This is a genomic window from Shinella yambaruensis, assembly GCF_050859155.1.
GTDB lineage: Bacteria > Pseudomonadota > Alphaproteobacteria > Rhizobiales > Rhizobiaceae > Shinella > Shinella yambaruensis.
The window spans coordinates 1,778,277-1,796,157 of the sequence record NZ_CP150638.1 but is presented as its reverse complement, the minus strand read 5'-3'; the positions used below and the strand labels follow the sequence as shown (position 1 = coordinate 1,796,157).

Genomic DNA, 17,881 nt, shown 5'->3' with positions numbered 1-17,881 from the left:
TTTCAAGAAGACGGGCCCTTTCCGGTGACTGCCGGAAAGGGCCCTTCTTGTTTCGATTACGAAGGCCGGACCGTTTCCGGCCTATTCCTCGGCCGGCGGTGCTGCATCCCCCGTGTCGATCTCGCCTTCGATGCCGTTGCCGTCCGCTTCGTCCTCGCCTTCCGGCTCGCTGATGCGCTCGACCGAGACGACCTTCTCGTCCTTGGCGGTGGAGAAGATGGTGACGCCCTTCGTTGCGCGGCTGGCGATGCGGATGCCGTCGACCGGCACGCGGATCAGCTGGCCGCCGTCGGAGACGAGCATGAGCTGGTCCTTGTCCTCGACCGGGAAGGCGGCGACGAGTTCGCCGATCTCGCTGGTCTTCGAGGTGTCGGTGGCGCGGATGCCCTTGCCGCCGCGGCCGGAGGTGCGGAAGTCGTAGGAGGACGACCGCTTGCCGAAACCCTTCTGCGACACCGTCAGCACGAACTGCTCGCGAGACCTTAAGTCCTGGTAGCGCTCTTCGGACAGGTCGCCGACTTCGCCGACCTCCTCGCCGACCAGCGCGATGTCCTCCTCGTCGACGCCGCTGGCGCGGCGTTCCGCGGCGGAGCGCTTCAGGTAGGCGGCGCGCTCCCACGGCTCGGCATCGACATGGCTGACGATCGTCATCGAGATGATGCGGTCGCCGCTGCCCAGCGAGATGCCGCGCACGCCGACCGAGTTGCGGCCGGCGAAGACGCGCACGTCATCGACCGGGAAGCGGATGCATTGGCCGAGCGCCGTCGTCAGCAGCACGTCGTCGTTCTCCGTGCAGGTCTCGACATTGAGGATCTCGTCGCCCTCTTCCTCCAGCTTCATCGCGATCTTGCCGTTACGGTTGACCTGGACGAAGTCGGACAGCTTGTTGCGGCGCACCGTGCCGCGGGTCGTCGAGAACATGACGTCGAGGTTTTCCCACGTCGTCTCGTCCTCGGGCAGCGGCATGATGGTGGTGATGCGTTCGCCGGGGGTGAGCGGCAGCATGTTGATCAGCGCCTTGCCCTTGGACTGCGGCGTGCCGATCGGCAGGCGCCAGACCTTCTCCTTGTAGACGATGCCGCGCGAGGAGAAGAACAGGACCGGCGTGTGCGTGTTGGCAACGAAGAGGCGGGTCGCGAAATCCTCGTCCTTCATCGCCATGCCGGAGCGGCCCTTGCCGCCGCGGCGCTGCGCGCGGTAGGTGGCGAGCGGCACGCGCTTGACGTAACCGGCATGCGACACGGTGACGACCATGTCCTCGCGGGCGATGAGATCCTCGTCGTCCATGTCCGGGCCGCCCTCGGCGATCTCGGTGCGGCGTGGCGTGCCGAACTCCTCGCGCACGGCGATGAGCTCTTCCTTGACGATGTTCATCATGCGCAGGCGCGAGGAGAGGATGTCGAGGTAATCCTTGATCTCCTCGCCGATCTTGTTGAGTTCCTCGTCGATCTCGTCGCGGCCGAGGGCCGTGAGGCGGGCGAGGCGCAGCTCGAGGATCGCGCGGGCCTGCTCTTCGGAGAGATTGTAGGTCAGGTCCTCGTTGATGCGGTGGCGCGGGTCGTCGATGAGGCGGATCAGCGCATCGACGTCCTTGGCCGGCCAGCGGCGCTCCATCAGCTGCTCGCGCGCCGTCTGCGGATCGGGCGCACGGCGGATGAGGCTGATCACCTCGTCGATATTGGCGACGGCGATGGCGAGACCCACCAGGACATGGGCGCGGTCGCGCGCCTTGCGCAGGAGGTATTTCGTGCGGCGGCTGACGACCTCCTCGCGGAAGGCGACGAAGGCGCGCAGCATGTCGAGCAACGTCATCTGCTCCGGCTTGCCGCCGTTCAGCGCCACCATGTTGCAGCCGAAGGAGGTCTGCAGCGGCGTGTAGCGGTAGAGCTGGTTGAGGATGACGTCGGCATTGGCGTCGCGCTTCAGCTCGATGACGACGCGGTAGCCCTGTCGGTCGGATTCGTCGCGCAGGTCCGAGATGCCCTCGATGCGCTTTTCGCGCACCAGCTCGGCCATCTTCTCGATCATCGACGCCTTGTTCACCTGGAAGGGAACTTCCGTGACGATGATCTGCTCGCGGTCGCCGCGCATCGGCTCGATGTGGGCGCGGCCGCGCATGATGACGGAGCCGCGGCCGGTCTCGTAGGCCTGGCGGATGCCGGCACGACCGAGGATCAGCGCGCCGGTCGGGAAGTCCGGCCCCGGAATGTGCTGCATCAGCTCGAGCAGCTCGATCGCCGGATTGTCGATGAGCGCGATACAGCCGTTGATGACTTCGGAGAGGTTGTGCGGCGGAATGTTCGTCGCCATGCCGACGGCGATGCCGCCTGCCCCGTTGACCAGCAGGTTCGGGAACTTTGCCGGCACGACGACCGGCTCGCTCATCGTGCCGTCGTAGTTGTCGCGGAAGTTGACCGTTTCCTTGTCGAGGTCGTCGAGCAGGGAATGGGCGGCCTTTTCCAGGCGGCATTCCGTATAACGCTGGGCGGCCGGCGGGTCGCCGTCGATGGAACCGAAATTGCCCTGGCCGTCGATCAGCGGCAGGCGGAGCGACCAGTCCTGCGCCATGCGCGCCAGGGCATCGTAGATCGCCGCGTCGCCATGCGGATGGTATTTACCCATCACGTCACCGGTGACGCGCGCCGACTTCACGTATTTCTTGTTCCAGTCGACGCCCATCTCGCTCATCGAGTAGAGGATGCGCCGGTGAACGGGCTTCAGGCCGTCGCGCACATCGGGCAATGCGCGGGACACGATCACGCTCATGGCGTAATCGAGATAGGACCGCTGCATCTCCTCGATGATGGAAATAGGCTCAATGCCGGGAGGGTTCTTGCCGCCGGGTGTCGATTGCTCTGTCAATTTCGGTCACGATCGTTGTTCAGAATCAGAAGGGAATTTTATAGCCTACCGGCGCTGGGAGCGCCAATTTCACGAGGGGTTTTGAACAGGCTTTTCCAAGTAAAATCCGCCAATTTGCGCATTTTCATGGCCGTGGCGGCACGATGGTCCGGCCGCCCTTCCCTTGCGCGGCGCCCTCCCCTAACAATAGCCGGACAAGGCCGGGAAAAATCGGCCGCGCAACGGCGAGGGGAACGCCTGACATGCTCAACATCGATCTTCTGGTCAATGCGATCACGACCCTGCTCGTGACCATCGATCCGCCGGGCCTTGCGCCGATCTTCCTGGGGCTCACCGTCGGCATGACGCGCCCGCAGCGCACGCAGGTGGCGCTGCGCGGCTGCGTCATCGCCTTCTGCATCCTCGCCGTCTTCGCGCTGACGGGCGCCGGCGTGCTGTCGCTGCTCGGCATCTCCATCGGCGCCTTCCGCATCGCCGGCGGCCTGCTCCTGTTCTGGATCGCCTTCGAGATGATCTTCGAGCGCCGCAACGAGCGGAAGGAGAAGACCAGCGAGGTGGCGATCACCCGCGATCACATCCACAACATCGCCGTCTTCCCGCTCGCCCTGCCGCTGATCGCCGGCCCCGGCGCGATCTCCGCGACGATCCTCACCTCGGGATCCTTCCCCTCCGCGCTCGAGCGCGGCGCCCTCATCGGCGTCATCGCGCTCTGCATCGCCATCCTGTTCCTGTCGCTGGTCATCGCCGAGCGCATCGACCGCTTCCTCGGCAAGACCGGCCGCGCGATCCTCACGCGCCTGCTGGGCGTCATCCTCGCCGCGCTGGCGGTGCAGTTCGTGGTGGACGGCGTGAAATCGGTGTTCATCGGCTGAGGGGTGCCGTGCTCGCCCGCGGGCGATCGCACAGGGAACTCGACGTCACCGCTCTTCCCTTTTCTCTCCGAGGGGAAGAAGGGGATGGGCGACGGTTTCCTTCCCAAGGCGATTGCCCTGGGCTCACCCGAGAGAAGCCTGCGAGGTTCTTGCAGGAGGAGGCACAATGCCTTTCCTCACAGACCACAGCCCGGCGTCGCGCAGGGTTTCCGACGGTCAGGGGTTTTCTGCGAACCATTTTGCGATCGCCGGCATGTTCTCCTCGAAACCGCCGGGAAGGAACACGTTGAGCAGCCCGACGCGCTCGTCCGTTCGGTTCTCGAAGTCATGCATCACGGTCGCCGGAATGCGCACGAAACTGCCGGCCGGCGCCTCCAGCCAGTCCTCGCCGGCCAGGATGCTGGCGACACCGGCGATCACGTAAAAAAGTTCGACATTGTCCGCGTGGGAATGGGCGCCCGGCCCGGCCGCACCGGGCTCCAGCCACCATTCGGAGACGCTGTAGGCATTCCCGGTCTCGCCATGGTCCGCCTTGAAGACCGCGCTCATGCGGCCGAGCGGATAGCTGCGTCCCTCGCCCGGCCGCAGGAACAACACGTCTGCGGCCGTCTTTTCAAAGTCCATGACGCTTCCCTTCCCAGCATGCCTGCCCGTCGAAAGCGCCCGGCGAAGGCCGGCGCGGCGGCCGGCCTCGTCCCGCCGTCTCAGAACGGGATGTCGTCGTCCATGTCGCGCGAGAGCGAGCCGCTCGAACGGCTGCCGCCGCCGCCCGAAGCCGGCCGCGAGCCGTAATCGTCATAGTTCGGCGCCGCGCCGAAATCGCCGCCGCCGCGGCGCTCGCCGCCACCTTCGCCACGGCCGTCGAGCATGGTCAGCGTCGAGTTGAAGCCCTGCAGCACGACTTCCGTCGTGTAGCGGTCGTTGCCGGTCTGGTCCTGCCACTTGCGGGTTTGCAGCGCGCCCTCGATGTAGAGTTTCGCGCCTTTCTTGACGTATTGCTCGACGACCTTGCACAGGCCTTCGTTGAAGACCACGACATTGTGCCATTCGGTCTTCTCGCGGCGTTCGCCGCTGTTGCGGTCACGCCAGGTCTCGGAGGTGGCGATGCGCAGGTTGGCGATCGGCCGACCGTCCTGCGTACGCCGGATTTCCGGGTCCGCCCCGACATTGCCGATCAAGATCACCTTGTTGACGCTTCCAGCCATACCCGTACTTCCCGTTGTCGCGCCGGGCGAAGACTGCCCGGCATCATTTTCACTACACGAATGCGGCATCTTATCGGCTGGCGATCGCCGGCGCCGCCCCGCAAGAGTGGTAATCCACAGATCAATTGCAGATTTTTGTTCTTTTTTTGTTCTAATAAATGCCTACACTCTTGTCAACCGAATCGGAAACGGGCACGGAATTCTCTGACCGCGCATGGACACGCCCCGTCTCATCCCTACATAGGGGCCAGATCCGAAACTGATGCGCAACGACTCCTGACGCTGGACACCATGAGCGAACTCAAGACCATTTCCATCCGCGGCGCGCGCGAACACAATCTCAAGGGCATCGACCTCGACCTGCCCCGCAACAAGCTGATCGTCATGACCGGGCTTTCGGGCTCCGGCAAGTCGTCGCTCGCCTTCGACACGATCTATGCCGAGGGCCAGCGGCGCTATGTCGAGAGCCTTTCGGCCTATGCCCGCCAGTTCCTGGAGATGATGCAGAAGCCGGACGTCGACCAGATCGACGGCCTGTCGCCGGCCATCTCCATCGAACAGAAGACGACCTCGAAGAACCCGCGCTCGACCGTCGGCACGGTGACCGAGATCTACGACTACATGCGCCTGCTCTTCGCGCGCGTCGGCGTGCCCTATTCGCCGGCGACGGGCCTGCCGATCGAGAGCCAGACGGTCAGCCAGATGGTCGACCGCGTCATCGATTTCGGCGAGGGAACGCGCCTCTACATCCTCGCGCCCGTCGTGCGCGGCCGCAAGGGCGAGTACAAGAAGGAACTCGCCGAGCTGATGAAGAAGGGGTTCCAGCGCGTCAAGGTCGACGGTCAGTTCTACGAGATCGCCGACGTGCCGGCGCTCGACAAGAAGTACAAGCACGACATCGATGTGGTGGTCGACCGCGTCGTCGTGCGGCCGGACCTCGCCTCGCGCCTGGCGGACAGCCTCGAGACCTGCCTGAAGCTCGCAGACGGGCTGGCGATCGCCGAATTCGCCGACAAGCCGCTGCCCGTCGAGGAGACGGCGGCCGGCGGCTCGGCCAACAAGTCGCTGAACGAGACGCACGAACGCGTGCTGTTCTCGGAAAAATTCGCCTGCCCGGTTTCCGGCTTCACCATCCCCGAAATCGAGCCGCGGCTCTTCTCGTTCAACAACCCGTTCGGCGCCTGCCCGACCTGCGACGGCCTCGGCAGCCAGCAGAAGATCGACCCGGACCTCATCGTGCCCGAGGCGGAGCGCACGCTGCGCGACGGCGCCATCGCGCCCTGGGCCAAATCCTCCTCGCCCTATTACAACCAGACGCTGGAAGCGCTCGGTGCCGCCTATGGCTTCAAGCTCTCCAACCGCTGGTCGGAGCTTTCGGAGGACGCGCAGAATGCCATCCTGCACGGCACCAAGGAGAAGATCGAGTTCAACTACAAGGACGGCGCGCGCTCCTACAAGACGGTGAAGACCTTCGAAGGCATCGTGCCGAACCTCGAACGGCGCTGGAAGGAAACCGATTCCGCCTGGTCGCGCGAGGAGATCGAGCGCTACATGTCGGCCGCCCCCTGCCCGGCCTGCAACGGCTTCCGCCTGAAGCCGGAGGCGCTGGCGGTGAAGATCGACAAGCTGCATATCGGCGAGGCGACGGCCATGTCGATCCGCGTCGCGCGCGACTGGTTCGAGACCCTGCCGGAGCGCCTCAACGCCAAGCAGAACGAGATCGCCGTCCGCATCCTCAAGGAAATCCGCGAGCGCCTGCGCTTCCTCAACGATGTCGGCCTCGAATATCTTTCGCTCTCACGCAATTCCGGCACGCTGTCGGGCGGCGAGAGCCAGCGCATCCGCCTCGCCTCGCAGATCGGCTCTGGCCTGACCGGCGTGCTCTACGTGCTGGACGAGCCCTCCATCGGTCTCCACCAGCGCGACAATGCGCGCCTGCTCGACACGCTCCGGCACCTGCGCGACATCGGCAACACCGTCATCGTCGTCGAGCATGACGAGGACGCGATCCTGACGGCGGACTACGTGGTCGATATCGGCCCCGCCGCCGGCATCCATGGCGGCGAGGTGATCGCGCAGGGCACGCCCGGCGAGGTGATCGCCAATCCGGCCTCGCTGACGGGCAAGTATCTTTCCGGCGAGCTTTCAGTGGCCATTCCCGGCGAACGCCGCAAGCCGAAGAAAAAGAAGGAAATCAAGGTCGTCGGCGCGAAAGCGAACAATCTGAAGAATGTCACGGCGTCGATCCCGCTCGGCGTCTTCACGGCGGTCACCGGCGTTTCCGGCGGCGGCAAGTCGACCTTCCTCATCGAGACGCTCTACAAGTCGGCCGCCCGCCGCATCATGGGCGCGCGCGAAATCCCGGCCGAGCACGAGCGCATCGACGGTTTCGAATATATCGACAAGGTCATCGACATCGACCAGTCGCCGATCGGCCGCACGCCGCGCTCCAACCCGGCGACCTATACCGGCGCCTTCACCCCCATCCGCGACTGGTTCGCCGGCCTGCCGGAGGCCAAGGCCCGCGGCTACCAGCCCGGCCGCTTCTCCTTCAACGTCAAGGGCGGGCGCTGCGAGGCCTGCCAGGGCGACGGCGTCATCAAGATCGAGATGCACTTCCTGCCCGACGTCTACGTCACCTGCGACGTCTGCCACGGCAAGCGCTACAACCGCGAGACGCTCGACGTCACCTTCAAGGGCAAGTCGATCGCCGACGTGCTCGACATGACGGTGGAGGAAGGCGTCGAGTTCTTCGCCGCCGTGCCGGCGGTGCGCGACAAGCTGACGACGCTGAACCAGGTCGGCCTCGGCTATATCAAGGTCGGCCAGCAGGCGAACACGCTGTCGGGCGGCGAGGCGCAGCGCGTCAAGCTCGCCAAGGAGCTGTCGAAGCGCTCGACCGGCCGCACGCTCTACATCCTCGACGAGCCGACGACGGGCCTGCACTTCCACGACGTGGCGAAGCTGCTCGAAGTGCTGCACGAACTGGTCAACCAGGGCAATTCGGTCGTCGTCATCGAGCACAATCTGGAGGTCATCAAGACCGCCGACTGGATCATCGACTTCGGCCCGGAAGGCGGCGATGGCGGCGGCGAGGTGATCGCCGAGGGCACGCCGGAGGACGTGGTGAAGGTGGAGCGCTCCTATACCGGCCATTTCCTCCGGGAATTGCTGGAACGCCGGCCGATGAAGAAGGTCGCGGCGGAGTAACCCCATGATCCTGATCGGCCAGTACGATTCGTCCTTTGTGCGCCGCGTGGGCATTGCGCTGCGGCTCTATGGCCTCCCCTTCGAGCACCGCCCCTGGTCGGTGTTCGCAGAAGGCGACAAGGTGCAGGCGGTCAACCCGCTGATGCGGGTGCCGACGCTGGTGCTGGACGATGGCGACGTCGTGGCCGACAGCTCTTCGATCCTCGATCATCTCGACGGCCTCGTGCCGCCGGAACAGCGGCTCCTGCCACAGGCAGAGCCCGCGCGGCGGCAGGCGCTGAAGGTGATGGCCTTCGCGACCGGCCTTGCGGACAAGGGCGTCAGCCTGTTCTACGAGCTGCACCTGCACGAGACGCCTTCGGCCTTTTTCGTCGAGCGCTGCCGCTTGCAGATTTCAACCGTCCTTGCCGCACTGGAAGCGGAGCGGGCCGCGCGGCCCGGACCATATTGGTTTGGCCGCATTACCCATGCGGATATCGCGGTCGCCTGCGCCTGGCGGCATGTCGGCGAGGCCCATCCCGGCCTCATCGACCCTGCCGCCTACCCCGCGCTTGCGGCCCATTGCGCCGGCATGGAGGCACTGCCGGTGTTCCAGGACATTTCCCAGCCCTTCATCGCGCCCGCCTGAGAGGCGTGCCGCCACCTGTCTGTCGAGGAGAACTGACATGAGCACATCCGGCACCATCAGAACCGGCATCGGCGGCTGGACCTTCGATCCCTGGGAAGGCACCTTCTATCCGGAAAAGCTGGCGAAGAAGCGCCAGCTCGAATTCGCCAGCCGCGAACTGACGGCGATCGAGGTCAACGGCACCTATTACGGCTCGCAGAAGCCGGAAACCTTCGCCAAGTGGGCCTCCGACGTGCCGGACGGCTTCATCTTCTCGCTGAAGGCGAGCCGCTTCACCACGAACCGCAAGGTCCTGGCCGATGGCGGCGAATCCGTGCAAAAGTTCCTGACGCAGGGGCTGACCGAGCTCGGCGACCATCTCGGCCCGATCCTCTGGCAGTTTCCGCCGACGAAGAAGTTCGAGCCGGACGATTTCGAGGGTTTCCTGAAACTGCTGCCGGAAAAGCTCGACGGCCTCGCGCTGAAACATGCGCTGGAAGTGCGCAACGATACGTTCCTCGTGCCGGAATTCGCGGCGCTCGCGCGCAAGTACAGGGCGGCGATCGTCTACGCCCAGCATGCCGACTATCCCGAGATCGCCGACGTGACGGCGGATTTCGTCTATGCCCGCCTGCAGAAGGGCTCCGACGACATCAAGACCTGCTATCCGCCGGAAGCGCTCGATGAGTGGGCGGAGCGGCTCAAGGCCTGGTCCGGCGGCGGCGAGCCTGCCGATTTGCCGAAGATCGATCCAAAGACCCAGCCGGCGAAGAAGCCCCGCGACGTCTTCGCGTTCTTCATCACCTCCGGCAAGGTGAACGCGCCGAACGGCGCGCGCGAGCTGCAGCGGCGCACGAGCTGACGCCCCCGGCCGCGCGGCAGCCTTCGGCCGAATTTCACGGCATCGAGCCTCAGCCGGGAGCCGCGGAGCGGAAGAACCGCACGGCATCCGAGACAATCTCGGCATTTCCGGCCGCTCTCCTGCCATCGAGACGCAGGCAGCCGTCCTCCAGCCCGACACGGGTCGACCAGCGCTGCCGGTATGCACGCCGGACAAAGTGCCAGACGGTCGCATCGGCGCCGTGCAGGAGGATCGGCCGGCGGACATTCGCCTGGGCGAGAACCTGCGCGATCCCGTCCACGATGGCGTCCGCCTTTCCGAAATCCTGTTCCTCGTCGATCTCGATGAGGACGCGCAGCGCGCGCCGGCCATCCGGCAGCAGGGCGACGAACCGTTCGGCGTCCGTCACGCTGGCCAGACCCGCCTCGACCCCAATGCCCATGTGGTGCAGCAGCGCGATGACGGCGGGCGCATCGGGTTCGGAAAGGTTGACGGAGGCGTAGTCCGGCCGCTCCCGCCATGCCGCGATGCTGTCGCGCGTCCTTGCCGCGTCGCCTTCGATCCACGCGCCCGTCGATACGCCGATGAGCGTGCCGGGGCATGCCTCACGTACGGCGCGCACCGTCTCGTCGACGGCCGAGAGGCTCTCGCGCCCGTCCGGCCCGCGCGGATGGATATGGAGCTCCGCCGCGCCGGCGGAAATGCAGGCCGCGGCGTCGATCGCCATCGCCTCCGCCGTCAGGGGCAGGCGCGGATGGTAACCGGCGGGGCGCGCGCCGTTGATGCAGGCTTGAACGATCATGCCAGTCCTCCAGGGTTCGGTTTCGCTTGATGCAGGGCGTGGCAGGAAAAGCGTTTGCGCGGCGCCTGCCTTGCCCTATTCCGGCCAGGGCGGAATGGCGCCCGGCAGGTCCTCCGCCGTCAGCCCCTCGCCCGCGATGCGGCCCGCCTCGCCATGACGCCAGACGGCGCTGGCGGCAGCCTCGAAGGCGGGCATGCCCTGGGCGAGATGGGCGCCGACGATGCCGGCGAGCACGTCGCCGGAACCGGCGGTGGCAAGCCAGGGCGGCGCGTTCTCGTTGACGAGGACCCGGCCGTCCGGCGCGGCGATCACGGTGTCGGCGCCCTTGAGGATCAGGATGGCGTTGCTGCGCGCGGCCGCCTGGCGGGCGCGGTCGATTTTCGACAGGGTTCCGTCCCCTGCGAGATCGGGGAAGAGGCGGGCGAACTCGCCGTCATGCGGGGTCAGCACCAGCCGCGGGCTTCCGCCGGAAAAAAGCGAGAAGAGTGCGGCCGGATCGTCGCGGAAGGCGCTGATGCCGTCTGCATCGAGCACGAGGCGGCGGCCGCCTTCGGCAAGCAGGCGGACATGGCCCCGCGCCCGCTCCCCGTCGCCGAAGCCGGGGCCGAGCACGAAGGCCTGCAGCCGCGCATCACCGAGCAGGCCGGAAAGGTCGTCGTCGCCGTCGACGGGCTTCAGCATCGCCGCGGTCAGGTGCGCGGCGTTGACGCAAAGCGCCTCCCGCGGCGAAAGCAGCGTGACGAGGCCGGCGCCGGCGCGAAGGCCCGCCTCGGCGGAGAGGCGCGCGGCGCCCGTGGCCGCCGCCGGGCCGGAGAAGACGGCAAGATGGCCGCGCCCGTATTTATGGGTCGCGCGGCCCTGCACCGGCAGATCGAGGCGCCAGATCGCCGGCGTGTTCACGCGCATATGGTCCGCATGCCCGGCGAACAGGCGGGCGGGGATGCCGATATCGAAGACGTCCAGGTCGCCCGACAGGGAACGCCCGGGCAGCAGCAGGTGGCCGGGCTTGCGGCACATGAAGGTGACGGTCGCGGTGGCCTCGAAGGCGGCGCCGCGCACCTGCCCGGTCCGGCCGTCGACGCCGGACGGCAGGTCCACCGCCAGCACGGGCAGGACCGCCTTGCGGCACACGGCCTCGATGATCTCAGCGACCGCCTGCGGCACGTCGCGCGACAGCCCTGCGCCGAACAGCGCGTCGACGACCACGTCGCCCGCTTGGGGCGCATAGGCCGTAAGCGGCGCGACGGCGCCGGGAAAACGGGCGAAGGCGGTCGCGGCGTCGCCCTTCAGCGCCGCCGTCGCGCCAAGGGCATGGACGGTGACCGAGGCCCCCGCCTCCTGCAAGGCGCGGGCAGCGACATAGCCGTCGCCGCCATTGTTGCCGGGACCGCAAAGCACGGCAAAGCGCAGGGCGCCGGGAAAGCGGCGCAGGGCCGCCGCGGCGACCGCCTGCCCCGCCCGCTCCATCAGGCCGTAGCTCGAAAGGTCAAGGGCTGCGGCGCGGTCGATGCGGCCCATATCCTCCGGCGTGACGATGAGTGTGTCTATGTCCTTGTGCATGAAGACAGCATGCGCGCAAAGCCATGACGGAGACAAGTCCGGGATTCGATCCGGTCGACAAGCCCGTTATTTGTGCATCTGCATATTCGATATGCTCAAATTTGCAGCTTTATGCGGCAGGCGCGCCGGACTTGCGGTGCGCGGGCGCCGCCGGGCGTGGAAAGTGACATTTTTTAGGCAAATTCCGCTGGCCCTTTTGGCTGGAAAGCCGCATCATCCACCGCGTGAGGACGGGCAGGATCGGCAGGGAAACGGATTTCATCCGCTCTGGCATGCATCCTGCTTCAAGTTGGCATGATACGTGCATTTGAGTGTGCGGCGCGCGCAAACCGCGCGCAAACGGGAGAAGCGGAGAGACATTTTCTCATGAAAAAGATCGAAGCGATCATCAAGCCCTTCAAGCTCGATGAGGTGAAGGAAGCCCTTCAGGAAGTTGGCCTGCAGGGTATCACCGTCACCGAGGCGAAGGGCTTTGGACGCCAGAAGGGCCACACGGAGCTTTACCGTGGCGCCGAATACGTCGTCGACTTTCTGCCCAAGGTGAAGGTCGAGGTCGTCCTGGCGGACGAAAACGCGGAGGCCGTCATCGAGGCCATCCGCAACGCGGCCCAGACCGGCCGCATCGGCGATGGCAAGATCTTTGTCTCCAACGTCGAAGAAGTCATCCGCATCCGCACCGGCGAAACCGGCGTCGACGCCATCTGATCCCGCCCGGCCGTCCGGCCGAGGCTTCCACCTCGTCATCTCACACAGGGACTCCATAAAATGACGACTGCCAATGAAATCCTCAAGCAAATCAAGGAAAACGACGTCAAGTTCGTCGACCTGCGCTTCACCGACCCGCGCGGCAAGATGCACCATGTGACAATGGACGTCGGCGTCGTCGACGAAGACATGTTCGCCGATGGCGTCATGTTCGACGGCTCCTCGATCGGCGGCTGGAAGGCGATCAACGAGTCCGACATGGTGCTGATGCCCGATCCGGCGACCGTGCACATGGACCCGTTCTTCGCGCAGTCCACCATGGTCGTCATGTGCGACATCCTCGACCCGGTCTCTGGCGAGAGCTACAACCGCGACCCGCGCGGCACGGCCAAGAAGGCCGAAGCCTACCTGAAGGCCTCGGGCATCGGCGACACCATCTATGCCGGCCCGGAACCGGAATTCTTCGTCTTCGACGACGTCAAGTACAAGGCCGACCCGTACAATACCGGCTTCAAGCTGGACAGCTCGGAACTGCCGTCCAACGACGACACCGACTACGAGACCGGTAACCTCGGCCATCGCCCGCGCGTCAAGGGCGGCTACTTCCCGGTTCCTCCGGTCGACAGCTGCCAGGACATGCGCTCGGAGATGCTGACCGTGCTCACCGAGATGGGCGTCACCGTCGAGAAGCAGCACCATGAAGTGGCGGCCGCCCAGCACGAGCTCGGCGTCAAGTTCGACACGCTGGTGCGCAGCGCCGACAAGGTGCAGATCTACAAGTACGTCGTGCACCAGGTCGCCAATGCCTATGGCAAGACGGCGACCTTCATGCCGAAGCCGGTCTTCGGCGACAACGGCTCTGGCATGCACGTGCACCTGTCGATCTGGAAGGACTCCAAGCCGCAGTTCGCCGGCGACGAGTATGCCGGCCTTTCGGAAACCTGCCTCTACTTCATCGGCGGCATCATCAAGCACGCCAAGGCGATCAACGCCTTCACCAACCCGACGACGAACTCCTACAAGCGTCTCGTCCCGGGTTACGAGGCGCCGGTGCTGCTGGCCTACTCGGCCCGCAACCGCTCGGCCTCGTGCCGCATTCCGTTCGGCACGGGTCCGAAGTCCAAGCGCGTCGAGATCCGCTTCCCCGACCCGCTCGGCAACCCCTATCTCGGCTTCGCCGCCATGCTGATGGCCGGCCTCGACGGCATCAAGAACAAGATCCATCCCGGCAAGGCCATGGACAAGGATCTCTACGACCTGCCGCCGAAGGAGCTGAAGAAGATCCCGACTGTCTGCGGCTCGCTGCGCGAAGCGCTGGAAAGCCTCGACAAGGACCGCAAGTTCCTGACGGCCGGCGGCGTGTTCGACGACGACCAGATCGATTCCTACATCGAGCTGAAGATGGTGGAGGTCATGCGCTACGAAATGACCCCGCACCCGGTCGAGTTCGACATGTACTACTCCGCCTGATAAGCGGCGTTTTCAAACGAAGAACCCGGCTTCTAGCCGGGTTTTTTGTTTGTCGGGAGTATTGTGGGTGGCGCTTGGATCCTCGGGTCGAGCCCGAGGATGGCGGGCGAAAACAGGCAAAGCGAACCGCATGCCGCACCGTTCGATAGGCCGCCAGCCTCTCCTCCCGCCGCCATCCTCGGGCTCGACCCGAGGATTCAATCGCGCGCGATGCCCGTCTTGAGAAAAGCGCGCGCTACGGCTGGAGCCGCTGCTTGAGCAGGTTGAGATATTCCTCGTTGCTGTCGTCGGTGGCACTCGTGGCGGCGGCGGCTGGCTTGCAGGCGGGCTTGTAGTCGAGCGCCATGCCGGCCTTGACGCAGACGCCGACCTGCCAGCCGGGCGGCAGCGCGGTCAGGTCCACCGTCTTCCATTTCGGATGGCCCGTCGTTTTCAGCTTGTCGAGCCCGGTGACGATGAGGTTGGAGAAGTCCGCCACGGTCTTGCAGCTGTCCCGGTGATAGGCGTTGCGCTTGGTGTCGTAGTCGTAGGTCATCATCACGGCCTTGACGGCGATGAGGTCGACCGGCTTGTCCTGGAAGGAATAGGTGCCGGCCTCGATGCGCGAGGGCGTGTAGGTGGCGAGCAGCGGCGCCTCGGTGATCGGCACGAGGTGGAACTTCGCCTTGTCGATGGTGTTGCCGGTAAAGAGCGAGGCGGGCGCGCCGGCGACGTAGAAGAAGGCGTCGATCTCGCCGGAGAGGAGTTTCGGCAGCGCCTCGTCCGGGTTGATGTCCATGCGCTCGCCGGCCTTGACCTGCAGGATGTCCATGATGAGCGTTGCGGTGAGGAAGGTGCCCGAATCCTTCTTGCCGACCGCGACCTTCTTGCCCGCGAGGTCCTTGAGGCCCGCAATGTCGTTGCGGGCGAGGACGTGGATCTCCTCGTTGTAGAGCGGGAACATGATGCGCACGCCCTTGACCGCCTTCTGCACCTCGGGATCGTTCTTCTCGAAGGTCTTCAGGTATTCGAGCACGTCGCTCTGCACGATGCCGAACTGGGTGTTGCGGCGGTTGCGCACGCCGACGAAGTTCTCCAGCGATCCGGCGCTTTCAAGGACATTGAGCGTCTGGCCGCATTCGGCGCCGAGCGCTGCGATATCGCGGCCGATCTTGATATAGGTGCCCTGCGGCTCGCCGGTCATGATGTTGCGTTCGAAATCCGCAGCCGAAGCGCCTGCGGCGGAAAGCGCAAGCCCGAGCGCGGCCAAAAGAACAGATCGCTTCATTCCCACTCTCCCTTGGGGTCTGTACTCAATCACGATAGGTGCCCTGCAGACACGTTCAACGTCGCGGCTCAGCAGTCGCTGTCGAGGTCGCGCATGAGATTTCTGAGTGCGAGGACCGGAATGCGCCGGAAGACGCCGCCGAGCGCGCTCGTCACGCATTCACCCGCCGTCAGCGAGCGTTCGAGCTGCTCGCGCTGCACGCTGGTGAGGGCATCGAGGCCGGGCGTTTCCCGCATCGCCTCTGCCACAAGCGTTCCATCGCGCGGATTGAGCGCCTGGATGGAGGTGTCCCGGGCAGCCTCCCCGGTCGCGTCCTTCTCCGGCTCCGCCTTGCGGCTGTTGTCGTTCGGCTGCCTGGGCAGCGCCATGCAGCTTGCCGCCTCGAGCGCCTCGACCTGCCCCGTCAACGCCTTGGTGCGCTCGCCGAGGGCGGCAATCTCCTTGTCCTTGCGGGTGATCTCCTCCTTGAGGGCCGGCAGGTTCTTCGTGCGCAGCGCCTCTTCCGCCTTGCGGACCGTTTCCAGTTCCTCGCGCAGGGCCGCGGTCTGGGTCTTCAGGTCATCGGCCTCGGCGCTGCGCGTCGCGGCCTGCTGGCTGCAGGCCTTCTCGAGGCTGGCGATCCTGTCGCTCTGGAGCGACAGCCGCCGCTCCCGGTCCTTGACGGTGTCTTCGGCCTTCGTCTTCAGCGCTTCGGCGTCCGCGACGCGCTGGCCGAGCAGCTGGAGCCTGTTTTCGAGCGCCGGCACGACCTCCTGCGCGAGTTTCGTGCGTTCGGCCGCAATCACCGCCACATCCGAATCCGACGCGCTTGCATCCTTGCGCAGCGCCTCGACCTGGCGCCGGAGCGTGCCGTTCTCCTCGGTCAGCGCCTGCGCCTTCTGCGTGCTTTCCTCCACCTGCGCGGCGCGGGCGTCCAGCTCGCGGGCAAGCTCGGCGATGCGCCTGTCGCGCGCTTCGACTTCGCCCTGGGGAATGGTGTCGTCCATCATGCGGAAGGCGCCGTAGCCCGCGGCACCGCCGAGCGCCAGGCACACCACGGAGGCGAACAGGATGCCTCCGATGCCACTGCCCGCCGCCGATCCGCTACCGCTCCTGCCCCACTGATTGTTCATGCCACCCGACCCACCTGAGACGTCCCTTTCGAGGTACGCCGAAACCACCCGTGGCGCAAGCGCGCCACCCCCTGGATAAAGACGTGCGAGACGCGCGAACTATTGATGTTTCGGCGTATTTACCCAAATATAAGTGGAAAGGTAGGTACGCCATGAAGATGCGTAACGCAAAATTTGCCATTGGCGATGTCGTCCGCCACCGGGTTTTCCCCTTCCGTGGCGTGATCTTCGACGTCGATCCGGAATTCGCCAACACGGAGGAGTGGTGGAACGCCATTCCCGCCGAAATCCGGCCATCGAAGGATCAACCGTTCTATCATCTCTTCGCGGAGAACGACGACACGGAATACGTCGCCTATGTCTCGGAGCAGAACCTCGTGGCGGATGAAAGCGGCAAGCCGATCCGCCACCCCCAGGTCCGCGCCCTGATGGACGTGGAAAAGGGACATTACCGCTGGAAGGAAGAGAGCGGTATCTTCCACTGAACGGCCCCTTCCGCTGCCCCAACAAAAAACCCGGCCGATGGCCGGGTTTTTCATGTTCCTGCGAAGCGGGCCGCTTACTGGCTCTTGGCGGCCTTCTGGGCCTCTTCGAGCTTCTTGCGGGCTTCCTCCGCCTTCTTCTGCATTTCTTCCTGCAGCAGGCGCTGGCGCTCTTCGAGCTGCGACTGTTCGATCGGCTCGCCGTCGAACACGCCGGTGAACCCTTCGAGCGAGATCTTGATCGGGTTCGGCGCGCGCTGGAAGTTGACCGAGGTCAGGACGAGCTCGCCGCCCTTCTTGAGGCTGGAGATCATCTGGTCCGTCAGCGGCACTTCGGCGACGCACTTGTCGGGCATGCAGATGGCGTAGTCGAGCTTCTGCGCCTTGCCGCCGTCGATCTGCATCTGGACGCCCGGCGGGATCAGGCGGGCGCTCGGCACGGAGACCTGCATGATCTTGCGGTTGGTCTTGCCGGCGACGGTGATGAGGCCGACCGCGGTGATGAGCTGGCCGCTATTGGCCGTCAGCAGGTTCTGCACGATGCAGACATCGTTGTCCTCCTGCTTGGTGCAGACCTTGAACCAGCCCTTCGGCGGTGCAGCCTGCTGCTGTGCCAGAGAAGCGGACGGAGCAGCCGCCAGGGCAACGGAAGCAGCGAAGGCGGAAAGCACGGTCCGCTTGATGAGGTGCGATGTGAAGATCATAACGAGTTCGGTCTCCTGAAAATCCGGTGCCGGAGCGACAGCGCCCCTCCTGGGTCCCACTTGGGCGATTGGTCAGCCGTGCGCTCTCCTGTCGGCGAAATGAGGCAATTGCATGACCCGCTTCGGGGAACCCTGTTACAATGGGCCGCGCCGGATATCCAGCCTTTCTTGATGAAATTCCC

General features: G+C 65.4%; 15 protein-coding genes. 7 read left to right on the top strand and 8 right to left on the bottom strand.

Features of this window, described 5'->3' with window-relative positions:
• Window positions 1-81 precede the first annotated feature (81 nt).
• Window positions 82-2,862 carry a DNA gyrase subunit A gene (gene gyrA, locus WMC41_RS08870; protein WP_432347729.1) on the bottom strand — a complete coding sequence of 927 codons (2,781 nt, stop codon included), beginning with the start codon at window positions 2,860-2,862 and terminating at the stop codon, window positions 82-84.
• Window positions 2,863-3,104: 242 nt separating this feature from the next.
• Between gyrA and WMC41_RS08865 the strand changes: the two genes are divergently transcribed.
• Window positions 3,105-3,734: a MarC family protein gene (locus WMC41_RS08865; protein WP_244765528.1), complete on the top strand. Its 630-nt coding sequence runs from the start codon at window positions 3,105-3,107 to the stop codon at window positions 3,732-3,734.
• Window positions 3,735-3,950: 216 nt separating this feature from the next.
• On the opposite strand, the gene WMC41_RS08860 is transcribed toward WMC41_RS08865, so the two are convergent.
• Together WMC41_RS08860 and WMC41_RS08855 are read right to left on the bottom strand one after the other, a co-directional pair.
• Window positions 3,951-4,358 carry a cupin domain-containing protein gene (locus WMC41_RS08860; protein WP_244765529.1) on the bottom strand — a complete coding sequence of 136 codons (408 nt, stop codon included), beginning with the start codon at window positions 4,356-4,358 and terminating at the stop codon, window positions 3,951-3,953.
• 80 nt (window positions 4,359-4,438) lie between these two features.
• The gene (locus tag WMC41_RS08855) at window positions 4,439-4,939 is read right to left on the bottom strand and encodes a single-stranded DNA-binding protein (RefSeq protein WP_432347727.1); all 501 of its coding nucleotides are present in this window, start codon (window positions 4,937-4,939) and stop codon (window positions 4,439-4,441) included.
• Between the two features lie 291 nt (window positions 4,940-5,230).
• Between WMC41_RS08855 and uvrA the strand changes: the two genes are divergently transcribed.
• Genes uvrA through WMC41_RS08840 form a run of 3 tightly spaced genes read left to right on the top strand, consistent with a single transcriptional unit; the run spans window position 5,231 to window position 9,618 of the window.
• Window positions 5,231-8,149 carry an excinuclease ABC subunit UvrA gene (uvrA, locus tag WMC41_RS08850; RefSeq protein ID WP_272805421.1) on the top strand — a complete coding sequence of 973 codons (2,919 nt, stop codon included), beginning with the start codon at window positions 5,231-5,233 and terminating at the stop codon, window positions 8,147-8,149.
• 4 nt (window positions 8,150-8,153) lie between these two features.
• On the top strand, window positions 8,154-8,777 hold the full coding sequence (locus tag WMC41_RS08845; protein WP_432347726.1) for a glutathione S-transferase family protein: 624 nt from the start codon (window positions 8,154-8,156) through the stop codon (window positions 8,775-8,777).
• 37 nt (window positions 8,778-8,814) lie between these two features.
• Window positions 8,815-9,618, top strand: coding sequence for a DUF72 domain-containing protein (locus WMC41_RS08840; RefSeq protein ID WP_432347725.1), 804 nt, complete (start codon window positions 8,815-8,817; stop codon window positions 9,616-9,618).
• Between the two features lie 49 nt (window positions 9,619-9,667).
• On the opposite strand, the gene WMC41_RS08835 is transcribed toward WMC41_RS08840, so the two are convergent.
• Window positions 9,668-10,399 carry a 3-keto-5-aminohexanoate cleavage protein gene (locus WMC41_RS08835; protein ID WP_432347724.1) on the bottom strand — a complete coding sequence of 244 codons (732 nt, stop codon included), beginning with the start codon at window positions 10,397-10,399 and terminating at the stop codon, window positions 9,668-9,670.
• Between the two features lie 75 nt (window positions 10,400-10,474).
• Window positions 10,475-11,959, bottom strand: a complete 1,485-nt coding sequence (locus tag WMC41_RS08830; RefSeq protein ID WP_432347723.1) for an NAD(P)H-hydrate dehydratase — start codon at window positions 11,957-11,959, stop codon at window positions 10,475-10,477.
• 366 nt (window positions 11,960-12,325) lie between these two features.
• On the opposite strand from WMC41_RS08830, the gene WMC41_RS08825 reads away from it, so the two are divergent.
• Window positions 12,326-12,664: a P-II family nitrogen regulator gene (locus WMC41_RS08825; protein ID WP_003515720.1), complete on the top strand. Its 339-nt coding sequence runs from the start codon at window positions 12,326-12,328 to the stop codon at window positions 12,662-12,664.
• A 60-nt stretch (window positions 12,665-12,724) separates the two neighbouring features.
• Window positions 12,725-14,134, top strand: coding sequence for a type I glutamate--ammonia ligase (glnA, locus tag WMC41_RS08820; RefSeq protein WP_064330048.1), 1,410 nt, complete (start codon window positions 12,725-12,727; stop codon window positions 14,132-14,134).
• Window positions 14,135-14,369: 235 nt separating this feature from the next.
• Here glnA and WMC41_RS08815 read toward each other — a convergent pair whose 3' ends face one another.
• Both WMC41_RS08815 and WMC41_RS08810 read right to left on the bottom strand, forming a co-directional pair.
• Window positions 14,370-15,401, bottom strand: a complete 1,032-nt coding sequence (locus WMC41_RS08815) for a TAXI family TRAP transporter solute-binding subunit (protein ID WP_432347722.1) — start codon at window positions 15,399-15,401, stop codon at window positions 14,370-14,372.
• Window positions 15,402-15,469: 68 nt separating this feature from the next.
• Window positions 15,470-16,513, bottom strand: coding sequence for a hypothetical protein (locus WMC41_RS08810; RefSeq protein WP_432347721.1), 1,044 nt, complete (start codon window positions 16,511-16,513; stop codon window positions 15,470-15,472).
• Between the two features lie 152 nt (window positions 16,514-16,665).
• Between WMC41_RS08810 and hspQ the strand changes: the two genes are divergently transcribed.
• Window positions 16,666-16,998 carry a heat shock protein HspQ gene (hspQ, locus tag WMC41_RS08805; protein WP_244765538.1) on the top strand — a complete coding sequence of 111 codons (333 nt, stop codon included), beginning with the start codon at window positions 16,666-16,668 and terminating at the stop codon, window positions 16,996-16,998.
• Window positions 16,999-17,072: 74 nt separating this feature from the next.
• Here hspQ and WMC41_RS08800 read toward each other — a convergent pair whose 3' ends face one another.
• Window positions 17,073-17,699 (bottom strand): invasion associated locus B family protein, encoded by a 627-nt coding sequence (locus WMC41_RS08800; RefSeq protein ID WP_244765539.1) that lies wholly within the window; start codon window positions 17,697-17,699, stop codon window positions 17,073-17,075.
• Window positions 17,700-17,881 lie beyond the last annotated feature (182 nt).